Here is a 13,158-nt window from a genome sequence, read left to right as displayed (position 1 = left end):
ATTGATAACGTTTGTCTGTGTTTCCAATCGACATACAACCAACTTAATCAAGTCTAGTCGTAATAGTGATTTCGCTTTTTAGAAAACTTATCCAGTTGATTTAAAAAGCCCTCAAAATAACTCTTGTCTTTATCTTCGGCGCGATAGCCTGCATAGAGTGTACGTCGCAGACCTTTGGGGGAGACGCAATCCAGACGGCGCGAAGTGACCCAGCCTTTCTGCTCATATTCATTTACCACCCAGTCAGGGAGTGCCGAAATCCCGCGCCCACTAGCAACCAGCTGGATCAACATTTGCGTTAGCTCCGTTGTGCGGATTTCTTTCGGATGCAGATTGGCTGGAATAAACAGCTTCGCCATGATGTCTAGACGATGTTTATCTACGGGATAAGTCACCAAGGTTTGTTCTGCCAATTCCTGTACCGTAATCTTTTCCACCCGAACCAATGGATGAGTGTTGGACAAAACCAGTCTGGATTCATATTCAAAAATTGGAAAATACTCAATGCCTTTTAGGGCAATTGGGTCTGCAGTAATCAACAAGTCAAATTCCGCATTTTGTAATAACTCATGAGGATTGGACTCGAAACCAGAGACAAAATCCAGATCAACATCTGGGTATTGCTGGCGGTATTGATTCAACAACGGCATCAGCCAGTCAAAGCAACTATGACATTCCGAAGAGAAGATAATTCTACCTGTTTGCCCATGCACAATACGGGCAATATCGGTATGTGCAATCTGGATCTGCGGTAACACATCATCCGCCAGCTTTAACAAGCGCAAACCAACATGGGAAAATGAGACAGGTCGGCTACGGCGATTCACAACCTCCACGCCAAACCATTGATCCAGCTCTTTTAATTGATGAGAAATCGCAGACGGTGTTAAATACAGGTCAGTTGCCGCTGCAACCAATGAACCGTGTTCGCGTAAGGCGGTTAATGTCTTTAAATGACGAAGTTCTAACATACAAATAAACCAGTAAAACATGTCCCAACGTATTTCAATAAAAGTGAGCAGACAATGTTTATATAGATAGAGTTGAATTAAATTCATTTTATCATAAAATTAGTGAATTATTATGAAAATTAATTTTATTTCATTATTTACACATTAGATGAATATTATTAATTTTAAAATAAAAAATGCCCCTCAATTTGGGGCGCTGTCTACCAATATATTTCTTATACTTTCTTGACTCTTATTTAAAGCTCATCGCCTAATCCGAAATTACCAAAAATTGGCGTGTCAGACTCTTCCCCACCTAAATCAAAACCTCCAAAAATAGGTGTGGGATCAGGTTGAGGTTGAGGTTGAGGTTGAGGTTGAGGTTGAGGTAAGTTTTGATTATCAACCTGAGTATTAGAACCTGTATTTGTATGATCTGGGTTAGCAGTTTGTGTACCACCATTATTATTTTCTGTATCAGATTTTCTTGGAGCACCGTCTCTTGTAGATGGATATTCGTCCAGTAACAAGATTGTACTTAAAGGATCACATTGCGTTCTTTCCTTTATACTTTCATCATCATAGGCTGCACCCTGAGCCTCTGCGTAGAATTTTTTAGAATATTGTGCATGATAGCTTGCCGTCCAGTTTTGTAAAATATTTGGCAAATTAAATGTATAGAAATAGGTTCGTGATTCATTTGGTTGATAAACATTGACCTGCTCATCATTTAAACAATAATCTGTTTGTGTTGTCTTTGCAGTTTTTGTACCTGTAAGCTGGAAAGCCGCTTTACAATTATTGGTATATTCATAAATTGGGGATGAGGTTGTATTTTTAACAACAACCTGAAGCTTAAATCTTATCGGAGTTGAATCATTCATAGCAAAAAGATCCATCCGATCTCCCATTGCCATTGGAATATGGGGCGAATAATGACGAACAAATTGGATCGTACGTTCTATTCCATTACAGTTTTGAGTGATGGGATTTGGATAAGCAACTGCATATAGCAAACCATCTTCTTCCATACGGTCTGGCTTAACATCAGATTGAGGTTTAGGTACAGGACTTTCTGTGCCTACTGACAATCCACCTGTCCCAGTTCCTCCAAGGCTTACCCCTACACTAAAATTCCCATCATCATCCTTACATCCAGCTAAAAGCAATGTCCCCATTAAGAATAGAAAAATTTTAGAGTTTATAGATGCCATAATATATGTTCTCATTTGCTTTGTTATAAAGATTTTGCTGACAACATCCTGTTGTCCTGCTTATCTCCCAGGCATTTTATCATACCTCTAAGCACCTGATATAATTCAATACTAATCACAAAATATTGAAGCTATTAAATACAAAAAAAGGACCACCCTCATGCTGATTAAGGATAGCCCCAAAGGAACTTCTTCCCAAGAATATCTGAGTTTTGGTTTAGCCAATCAGTAAAACCCAGATACACTTGGCTCTTTATTTTTTTTATTCATTCACCATTTATATATACATGGTCACCCCTTAGAACGAGTAGCTTAGACCAATACGTCCTCCCACTTCATTTCCACCTGCGAAGCCAACCGCACCACTCAGTGAAACACGATTTGCAATAAATGAAGTCACAAGACCCACTGATCCAGCCGTTTCACCCTCATAGTGACCTACACCTGCAAACAATGCGACCTGACCTGAACGAATGTTTGGTACTGCCTGTTGAGCTGCAAGAGCAATCGCCACACCACGGTAAGCACTTTTCTCCACCTCATCTAGACGACGGCTAGCCTGATTGATACGACCATCAAGGCGATTCACTTCTGCTGTACGAGTTGCTGCCTCTACATCAATACGCTTACCTAATGCAAGATCAGCATCTGCACGAGCCGCAGCTTCAGCGGCATCACCAGCGATACGGGCATCCTTTTCAGCATTAATTGCTGCAATACGTGCCACTTTTTCTTCTGCATCACCTGCTATACGGGCATCCTTTTCAGCATTGATCGCGGCAATACGTGCTGCTGCTTCCTCTGCATCACCTGCTATACGCGCATCAGTTTCCTCTGCATCAGCTTTGGCACGAAGTTCTGCTTCATTATCAATTGCCACAATACGTGCCGCTTTTGCATCAGCATCTCCTTTGGCACGAAGTTTTGCTTCATTATCAATAGCGACAGTACGAGCTGCTGTTTCGTCAGCAAGTTTATCTGCCTGATCTTTATCACCCGCAATACGTGCTGTGGTTTCATCAGCAAGTTTATCTGCCTGCTCCTTGTCACCAACGATACGATCATCTTTTTCCTTGGCAAGCGCTCCATCAGCATGTGCAATCAGTTCAGCGCCAGAAGTTAAACTTGAGATTGCATCATTCAACTGTGATACGTTAATGGCATCTTTATCATCCACACCATCAGTCACCTGAGTAATACGACGAATCGCACCACCCAACAAGCCACCAACACTGACCGTATTTTCGCTACTTGCCCCTTGACCCTGTGTATCAGAACCATAACCAATCGCAACAGAGTTCTTATCATCAGCAATAGATGTACCTGGAATACCTGCTGCACCAGCACCACCAGAACCTAACTGAATTGAATCTTCAGTCGTCGCTGTCGCATGACTACCAATCACCACAGAATTTAATCCTGAACCAGAAGATTGGGCACCAATACGTACCGTATTTTCACCGCCTGTTTCTGCGTTATAACCTAAAGTCGTTGCATTTTCGGCATTTGCCCATGTTTCACTGCCAATTGCAGTTGCACCATTACCACCAGTCCAAGCTAAATCACCTAAACTACTTGATTGATCACCCCTTACTCTCGTACGGTTACCTACAGTTGTACCAGCTTGGTCATAGACCGCAATATCATTACCTATAGCAGTACTTCCTGCTTTGGCAGTATTAATAGTAGCTCCAACTGCTATACTCTTTTCCTCTTGTGCAGTAACTACACGCCCTACAGTGACAGAGGAATTACCACTAGCATTATTAGATGAACCAGCAGCAAAACTATCTTTTCCCATAGCATTGCTGTTATAACCCAACCCAATACTGGTGTTATCAACATCATTGAGTTGACCCAGAATAATACCATTTGCTGAGGGATCAACATTTGCATAATTCGTTTCCCCTCCCATCGCATTACTTAAACCAGTGCCTGTTCCTATTGGACCTTCCCATACAGGTGCTGCATAAGCATGACTTGCCATCAATGCAACTGTTATTATTGATAATTGAAAAGTTTTTTTCATTACATCATCCTTCTATTATGACCAAATCTAACTTAGTAATTGATATAACCAAGTCCGACTTAGTTCCCTCCGATGACATATGCTACGCCAGCACGACCACCCACTTTTCCGCCATCAGCAACACCAAATGCACCACTGCCAGATAGGCGGTCACTAAATGAGGTAACCGCACCAAATGCACCTGCTGCTTCCCCCTCGTAATAACCGACACCACCAAATACAGCAACCTGACCAGGTTGGAGACTTGGGATTGCCTGTGACGCCGCCAATGAAATTGCGATACCACGGTTAGCTGTTGTTTCCACACGGTCTAAGCGTTGGTTTAATTGGTCAACACGACCATCCAGACGTTTTACTTCTGCTACGCGAGTTGCTGTCTCAACATCAATACGCTTACCTAATGCAAGGTCAGCATCTGTACGGGCTTTAGCTTCTGCCGCATCACCAGCAATACGTGCATCCTTTTCAGCATTGACTGCTGCAATACGAGCCGTTTTTTCCTCGGCATCACCAGCAATACGTGCATCCTTTTCAGCATTGACTGCTGCGGTACGTGCTGCTTTTTCCTCTGCATCACCTGCTATACGTGCAGCCATCTCATCAGCATCAGCCTTGGCCCGAAGTGTTGCTTCATTATTAATTGCTGTTGTACGAGCAGTAGTTTCATCTGCATCTGCTTTAGCACGGATTTTTGCTTCATTATCAATAGCTGTGGTGCGAGCGGCAGTTTCATCAGCAAGTTTATCTGCCTGAGCCTTATCCCCTGCGATACGTGCTGCTATTTCATCAGCAAGTTTATCTGCCTGTTCCTTATCACCTGCTATACGAGCAGTTTTTTCAGTTGCAATCTTATCGTTAATGGCGTCTAAGTCAGCCTGACTCGGTGCAGTATCAATATTTGCCAAAGCATCATTTAATTGTTTAACGTTCACTGCATCATTATCACCGATACCATCAGCGACCCAGGTCATACGACGTTCACCGATTGAAACCGTATTTTCTACGTCATTGACTGTACCAGCCCCAATTGCCACGGCGCCTTTGGCAGTTGCTTTTGCACCATTACCAAGTGAAATTGCGCCTTCTGCACTCGCCTCAGCAGCATTACCAATTGCGATCGAATTTAGACCACTCGCATCAGCATTACTACCTGTTGCAATCGCATTATTTGCTGTTGCTTTTGCACCATAACCAAGACTTGTTGCATATTCACCAGTTGCCTGTGAAGTAGAACCAATTGCTGTTGCACCTGTACCATTTGCAATAACAGAATCACCAAATGCACTTGCCTGTACACCAGTTACTTCATTGTTTGAACCAATTGCGGTACCAAAGTCATCATTAACAGTATTATTGTTACCAACCGCAGCATTGTAATTACCCTTGGTTGTGTTATCACCACCAATTGCAACATTCCAAGTACCCTCTACTGTATTACCATTACCCACAACAGCAGCACCGCCTCCACTGACAGTATTACCTGTACCACCAACAAAGCCTTCGTTACCTGTCGCATTATTGTTATTGCCAATAACTGTTGTATCTCCAGCAGTGTTATTTGTACCCACAACGGTTGTATTTGGCCCTGTTGCAGTATTTCCTGTACCAATGTTTGTTTGAGCTGCATATACATTTGCAGCCAATAATGCTGTTGCCATTACTGATAACTGAAAAGTCTTTTTCATTACGTGTTCCTTTGCATACTAATTATATTGTTGATAAATATTGATTTTTAAAAATCCCATAAGTTCAGCATAACCATTATGCGACATGAATCATTAAATCAATATTCAAATGTGTAATCTGCACACGTTTAAAAAGTTAGCACATAGGTTGTTCATTATCAAGAACTTTAAAAACAATAAAATAAAATACAAAAATAAATTTAAATCAATTACTTATCTCAATAAATCATATAAAAAAATTAAAAAATAATTTTTTTCCTTAAATTTATATTAAAAATATGTTCAATATGTACATAGTTTAATTTTAGTGATACATTTCATCAAGTAAGTCACTTGAGTGAATTTGTTAAGAAAAATGGCTCACCATGAACCTGAAAGCATGGGGGGGGTACTTAAGATTTAAAAATGTGGAACTTACATAAAACAGGAAAGGAAACAATAAGTAGACTTTATGCGAGCATATTCATTAGATCTTCGTAAGAAAGTAATGGCTGCCTACCATCAAACACAACATAAATCTGAAGTCTGCAAAAGGTTTAATATCGCTAGGTCCACCCTGGATGAATGGATTTTACTGGAACAAACCACACAGGATTTGAAACCATTACCTGCCATCAGGAATGGCCGACCTTTTAGCATTAAGGATTTAGAAAGTTTTGAGGAATTTGTAAAATCAACGCCCTTTACACAAATTAGGGACTTACTTGATCCTTTTGAGCAGAAGTTTGGTTATAAGGTTTCCTATTCAGTTCTCTGGAGAGGCTTGCACAAGATAGGCAGGGTAAAAAAACGAAATTAATGACTAGCTGAGGTTACTGACTCATCTACAATGTTGTGATTTAAAAAAGAAAATACAATATTAAGTAGTGAACTAGAGCCAAAATATATGGTTCTACACAGCAACAGTAAGCAATTAAAATTTAAAATGATTTCATAAAAAATAGCTTGAGAAAAAACTATTTTTAAGACTGCTTGATACTGGAGTAATAAAAAGTAGAAATTTCTTTTATTGCTACAGGATCACGGATCAATCTATTAGCCTTTTAGGGGAAAATACAATGTCTGATCAATTTAGAATCATGGACCGTATCATGGCTTGCTATAAACCGTATTTAGGACAGCAAAATCGTTGCTCTTTAAATTTTAAAAACTGGAATTTGTCCAAAGCAGGTAAACTAAAATTTAAAATTATTGTACCTGACGGGTGTTCGTTACCTCATTTTAATTTAAGACAAGAAAGACTCTTTGGTTCTGATGAGATGCTCTATGAAGATCTTTGGAATGGTAAGGAAATTGACGTAAATGATAAAGATATTTGGCAAGGAAAGCGAAAGGTATATGTTGAAACAATTAATCCACTTCACAAAGTCAGTTATATGGCATTACAAGAAAAGAATAAATTGAGAGAATTCAGGGAAATCTTGCAATATGAAATTATTGTATATGTCATCTAATAACTGAAATTACACAGTGATCATTTTGAAAATGAAAATTTCTAGATAATCCACTTTCAAAAAATTATATACAACTCTACCTCTAATGCAAATGATCTGTCTTATAATGGGTTTTAAATTGACCGAATTTCAATACACTACAAATAGATAAGAACAAATGATAGCGTTGTACTCTCAGTCTGCTGAGCTGAATTAGAAAGGTTTCTATTCGCACTTCGCAATATACGATACTGCTTAGGACGATGTCACTCATCGTACTGATAAACGCCCAGACGAAATCGTTTAGTGGCATCTGCTGAATTTTCATCATTCTTACAATAATCAATAGCAGCAGAAATAACCGCCTTTGACATCAGGTTCCATAAATCAACACTCAATTGATTTAACTTTTCAACAGATTCCTGACTCAGCTCATCAGCAAATATTGCCTGTTCCAGAAAATTGCTCTGTCTAGTCAGGTTACTAATTCCAGCAGCAAGATGGTCGGAAATATTTTGAGAAAATAATTGCTTACTCTCATCCATTTGTGGATCTGGAGTAAAACTGGAATTTTGTAGAATCACTTCATCATTTTCTTCCAGAACAATTCCCAACCTTTTTAATTCCAATAGAATTGATTTTGGATGTTTCTCAGAAGAAATTTGTCTCACAAGACTTTCAAAACTATTTTCATTACCCTGAAAAGGAATCCGTTCTGGTAATTTTTGACTCACCCAAAGACCAACCACACGTGCAGGAACACTGATCGGTAGCTGTAGGTTAAATTGATCAACCAAAGCATACTCGCCATAGCTTTGACAAAAAGCCCTTACATCACGGCGATTTAGACCAGACAACAAACTTATTGCGGAATCGGTTTTCTTCTGTTGAATCTTATCCAGTTCTTTTATTGCTTCGTTATAAAATAATGCTTTAAGCGCTGTGGTAAATTCACTATAACCAATGCCAGACTTGATCAGCCAATGAATCAACTGAGGCATGATACTGACGACATGCTCCAGTGTCGTTTCAGTATCATGAGACAACATCGTATCTTCAGAATTTACTAAAGTTGATGTCTCTTTACTCATGTAAACTCCAACCTTTAGCTCAACATTAAAAGAACTTTAACAATAAAAAAATAGGATTTTCCTTATTCTAGCTGAATTCCCCTTAAGTGAGGATGAGGATTGTAGGCTTTTTTTTAAAAAAGTTGATGTGTTTTTACTTACAAGTCAAAAGAAAACAGATTAAATTAATATTAATCAAAACCTTAAGTATTTCAGCAATATTTTTTCAATCCTAAGTTGTTGTAATTAATAAAAATGAACAAGCAAATTACTCCTATTCTGAAAGTTTAAGTACCCATACTTTTGCCACAAACAGGCATTAGATCAGCTTTACAATAAAAAAAACCATCTCTAAAAAATAAAAAAGAGATGGCGAATGAGGAGCCTTTTCAGGGTTTGTAGCTCATAATTTAATATAGCAAATAAATGCTCAAATTACACATTTATTATAATAAAAAATAGCATCTATGTAACATTTTATGTTTTATTAGAACAAAATATTTAATATTTAGTTTAACATAATTAAATACATGAGGATTAATCTCTTTAAAAATAGGATGAAATATAAATAATATAATTTTTTCAATACATTAAGAAAAAATGATGAATATATGTAAAATATTCAAATTAATTACCCATCAAAATAAATGCTTAAAACACACATTTAAACTCATTATCTATCTATAGGCTCAACTTCACATAGGACTGGAAAAAAATAAGCTTGTCCAAATACTCATTATTTCAAATTGATCATTTTGTAAGACAAGTTGAGCAAATGAGTCACTGAGCTCATGTCATTTTTCTTCTAATATGCCGCTACTGAATAGCAACCTGAGAGTTTAGGTTCATCATGACTCAATTGCCGAAAGTTAAACGTGCCCTGCTTCGTTCACGAACTGCAAAAAAAGTGCTTAATAGCCATACCAGCCATCAAGCACGTCATATATACTCCAATGCAACAGACCGTATCTTTCGCGGGGCCCAGCTTGCATTGTCTGGAAAGACTCCCTTTGATGTGGTCTATCAACGTGAAATTATCAGTTTACGTCATTACACACCCCATACGGACTCCACAGTACAGAAACACCGTATTCCCCTAGTGATCGTGCCACCTTTAGCAGCCAATATGCTGATCTATGATTTATTCCCAAATCGTAGCTTGGTACGTTATTTTCTTGATCAGGGCTTTGATGTTTACTTGATTGACTGGGGTACGCCAAGCCTACGTCAGGCAAAATATAACCTCGGTACCTATGTAAAAACATTTATGCCAGATTTCCTAGAGAAAATTCGGGAACATAGCGGTCAGCAACAGCTTTCCCTGTTTGGCTGGAGCTTAGGTGGTGCACTTTCACTATGCTACACATCCTTGTTTAAAGATAAAAATATTCAGAATCTGGTGATTTTAGCCTCCCCTATCAATACCCATAAATCAGGTTACATGGGTAAATTTTACCAGCGCTTAACAGCTCCAGCCCAATGGGTTCGCAACAATACCAACTTCCGTATCCACCAAGTGCCTAGCCGTGTCTTTCATGTGCATGGATGGCAAAATACCTTGGGCTTCAAACTCACTGATCCTATTGGTAACTTTAAGAACTATTGGGAGTTGGTCAAGAACCTGAATGACCGCCAGTTTGTGGTTAACCATGCCACCTCAAGCTCTTTTGTGGACAATATGCTGGCCTACCCAGGCGGCGTAATGCGTGACATTATTTTACGTTTCTGGATTGATAATGAGTTATCTACAGGTTCAGTAAAATTTGGTGAGCAAACTGCCAATCTAAAAGACATCGACTGTTCAGTGCTGGCCGTGGGTGGTAATACCGATATCATTGTGACTGCTGAAGCAGTACGTCCTTTAATGGATTTAATCAGTAGTGAAGACAAGCAATTTAAGGTTGTGCCAGGTGGACATATGGGGCTGGTCTCAGGTAATCAGGCACCACAGACTGTATGGCCTGTTGTAACCGAATGGCTATCCAAACGTTCTGATTAAAGGTTCATACTTCCCATAAAGGCTGTTGCTGTTTAACAAATAAACAGCCTTTAATGGAGATCAATTGTTATAAAACCAGATTATCTAAGATTAGGCAAAATGTGGCTGCCCTTGCAATACCAGACTATCAATATTAACAGGCCTGCCAAGCAAGTATCCCTGTAATTGATTACAGCCTAAATTTTTAAGAATATCCGCTTGTTGCTGTGTTTCCACTCCCTCAGCGGTGACAATCAAACCTAATTTTGCAGCAAGATGAATTATACTTTCTAAAATCGCTTCTTCTTTAGAATCAGGTTGTAAATCCATCAGGAAACCACGGTCAATTTTGAGTTCATCGACAGGTAAATCCTTTAAATACAGGAAGCTTGAGTAACCCGTTCCAAAGTCATCTATTGCGATTCGAATACCGAGCTTACGCAGGCGCTCCAGGGTACGAATACTTGAATCAATGTGATGCATTGCGGTTGATTCAGTAATCTCCAGGATCAGGTTGTGAGGCTGGATTTGATATTTTTCCAACAATTGTTCAAGGACACTGAATAATTTCTTATTTTCAAACTGTAATGCTGACAGATTCACTGCAATTGGATAAAACTGGTTTTTGCTCTGCTCCCATTTCTGAATTTGCTGACAAGCTTGTTCCAGCGCCCAATATCCCATGGGAATAATTAAACCCGTTTTTTCAGCACCTTCAATAAACATTTGTGGCGTAAGCAGTCCCAAACTTGGATGCTTCCAGCGAATCAGGGCCTCAACACCACAGACTTCATAGTTCGCGGTAAATTTTGGCTGGTAAAATAAGACAAACTGCTGCTCATCAACCGCCTTATATAAATCATTGATCAGTTTGGACTGGCTGCGTACATCTTGCTGATCGCTCATGGACTGGAATACGGTATAGGTATTACGTCCCTGATCTTTTGACACCAGCATGGCGACATCCGCATTAATCAATAAATCCTGAATATTGGTGCCATGTTCAGGATACATCGCAATCCCAAGGCTCGCGGATATGTTAATGTCTTTGCTGGCAATTAAATAGGTTTCCTGAATAAAATGCAGGATTTCTTCGGCAAGCTGCATTGCCTCGTTGATATCGGTATTTTCAGAAATCAGGACAAATTCATCGCCACCTATACGGAATAACTTATGGTTTTGATTTAGCTTATTGTGTAAACGGTTGGCCATCTGAACCAACAACTGATCCCCAATATGATGCCCAAAAGCATCATTCACCGACTTAAAACGATCCAGGTCAATATATAAAAAGGCGGCCTTTTGCTCATGCAAGCGATGATGGCTAAACACAACCTCTGCATAGTCGGTTAAATACATACGGTTAGGCAGCTTGGTTAGGGCATCATGCAGGGACTGAATCTCAAGCTCTTTATTTATAAAGGTAAGTTGTTGATTACGCTCTTCTAGTCTAGATTCTAAAACCGCAACGGCAAAACCTGCGACAAACACCAGACTGGTAATAAAGATGATTGTGAACAACAATACACTTTGCTCTGTCTGTGCAGCATTCAAGGCCTTAATAATACTTTCATCAAAATAGGTTGCCGCCATGCCTGTGTAATGCATACCGACAATGCTCAGCGCCATTAACACCGCAACAATTGCTTTTAGTCCAATCCGATACCTGACTGCTGACTTATATTTAAAGATAAAGAAGAAACTTAGACCAGCCCCACTGATTGCAATTAAAACTGAGCAAATAACCAGTAAGGGATCATAATGCATCTGATGATGTTCAACTGTAAGTGCCATCATGCCTGTATAATGCATACCTGCTATACCCAAGCCCATAAACACGGCACCAAGAATCAGGCGAGGCAAAGGCAAAGTTGGGCGTGAAGTCAGCCACACCGCAAAAATAGAGGCAATTGCACCCACCATATAGGAAAGCGTCGTTAAACCCAGATCAAAATGATAGCCTTCTGGCAAATGACTCGCCAGCATTCCCACAAAATGCATTGCCCATATCGCCAACCCCAGGATTAGACCACTCGCAACCAGAATGCTTTTTTCAAACTTTTTATAAGCAGTCTTGAAAACCAGCTCTTCCATTGAAACTGCGGCATAGCATGTTGCCACCGCAACCAGAATGGAAACGATGACCAATGTGTTATCGTAATCAACGTGTACCATAAAGGAATTCCATGATTATCCATTACTTTTTTTTATTTGCCGAGCAAATTGCCCAGGCTCAGAACGATCCTTCACACTCGAAAAAGATATGAATAGTGCATTCATAAACTTTCCTTAACAATAACATCATCTAGCATAAGGTCAAGTCTTTTTCACTTTATAAATCAATAGAATAAAAACACACAATCATTTCAGCCCCATGAAAAACATTGTTTTTTTATCACAATTTTTTTACCCAAAGACTTATTTATTTTTTACTGGACAGTATGAATATTTCAGTTATTTGTTTTTGTAGGTTTTAAATCGAACTGGGACATCAAAATACCCAGCAATTTTATTGTTTTCATTTTGCCTAAACCATTTTCTGGAAAATAATTAAGGCTTAAATATATTATGCCTTTTTGATCTTTGTATTGTTATAACTCTGTTATCAGCCCATCATATAATTTTTAAGTATGGATTAAAAATATCTTTTCTTATCAAAATGATAGAATAAAATATACAACCAAATTATGATATGGTCAATTCATAAACAAAAAGAAAAATGTAGCGTATGCCATCACAGCCCCTCACTACACTAAAAAAGATTAGTTCCGAAGAACAACTGGATTATCTGAAAAAACA

At 39.0% G+C, this 13,158-nt stretch carries 9 protein-coding genes; 3 read left to right on the top strand and 6 right to left on the bottom strand.

Annotated features, from left to right (window positions below):
* Positions 1 to 53: 53 nt before the first annotated feature.
* From QTA56_RS14310 to QTA56_RS14295, 4 genes are all read right to left on the bottom strand, one after another.
* Positions 54 to 971, bottom strand: coding sequence for a LysR family transcriptional regulator (locus QTA56_RS14310; RefSeq protein WP_267981681.1), 918 nt, complete (start codon positions 969 to 971; stop codon positions 54 to 56).
* A gap of 236 nt (positions 972 to 1,207) precedes the next feature.
* Positions 1,208 to 2,164, bottom strand: coding sequence for a hypothetical protein (locus QTA56_RS14305; protein ID WP_267981680.1), 957 nt, complete (start codon positions 2,162 to 2,164; stop codon positions 1,208 to 1,210).
* Between the two features lie 298 nt (positions 2,165 to 2,462).
* On the bottom strand, positions 2,463 to 4,193 hold the full coding sequence (locus QTA56_RS14300) for a YadA-like family protein (RefSeq protein ID WP_267981679.1): 1,731 nt from the start codon (positions 4,191 to 4,193) through the stop codon (positions 2,463 to 2,465).
* 59 nt (positions 4,194 to 4,252) lie between these two features.
* A complete protein-coding gene (locus tag QTA56_RS14295) occupies positions 4,253 to 5,878 on the bottom strand; it encodes a YadA-like family protein (protein WP_267981678.1) in 1,626 nt (541 codons plus the stop codon).
* A 451-nt stretch (positions 5,879 to 6,329) separates the two neighbouring features.
* Between QTA56_RS14295 and QTA56_RS14290 the strand changes: the two genes are divergently transcribed.
* Together QTA56_RS14290 and QTA56_RS14285 are read left to right on the top strand one after the other, a co-directional pair.
* Positions 6,330 to 6,677: an IS630 transposase-related protein gene (locus QTA56_RS14290; RefSeq protein ID WP_267981677.1), complete on the top strand. Its 348-nt coding sequence runs from the start codon at positions 6,330 to 6,332 to the stop codon at positions 6,675 to 6,677.
* Between the two features lie 259 nt (positions 6,678 to 6,936).
* Positions 6,937 to 7,332, top strand: coding sequence for a hypothetical protein (locus QTA56_RS14285; RefSeq protein WP_267981676.1), 396 nt, complete (start codon positions 6,937 to 6,939; stop codon positions 7,330 to 7,332).
* A gap of 245 nt (positions 7,333 to 7,577) precedes the next feature.
* On the opposite strand, the gene QTA56_RS14280 is transcribed toward QTA56_RS14285, so the two are convergent.
* Complete coding sequence (locus tag QTA56_RS14280; RefSeq protein WP_267981675.1) at positions 7,578 to 8,402, bottom strand: hypothetical protein; 825 nt, start codon at positions 8,400 to 8,402, stop codon at positions 7,578 to 7,580.
* A gap of 829 nt (positions 8,403 to 9,231) precedes the next feature.
* Here QTA56_RS14280 and QTA56_RS14275 point away from each other — a divergent pair.
* Positions 9,232 to 10,380, top strand: coding sequence for an alpha/beta fold hydrolase (locus QTA56_RS14275; protein WP_267981674.1), 1,149 nt, complete (start codon positions 9,232 to 9,234; stop codon positions 10,378 to 10,380).
* Between the two features lie 90 nt (positions 10,381 to 10,470).
* Here the strand turns inward: QTA56_RS14275 and QTA56_RS14270 are convergent, their stop codons facing one another.
* Positions 10,471 to 12,534 (bottom strand): putative bifunctional diguanylate cyclase/phosphodiesterase, encoded by a 2,064-nt coding sequence (locus QTA56_RS14270; RefSeq protein WP_267981673.1) that lies wholly within the window; start codon positions 12,532 to 12,534, stop codon positions 10,471 to 10,473.
* Positions 12,535 to 13,158: the final 624 nt, after the last annotated feature.

This window comes from Acinetobacter thutiue (assembly GCF_030385805.1).
In the GTDB taxonomy this organism is placed as follows: domain Bacteria; phylum Pseudomonadota; class Gammaproteobacteria; order Pseudomonadales; family Moraxellaceae; genus Acinetobacter; species Acinetobacter corruptisaponis.
Note: the sequence above shows the minus strand (reverse complement) of the source record. Positions and strands in the feature narration are given on the sequence as shown.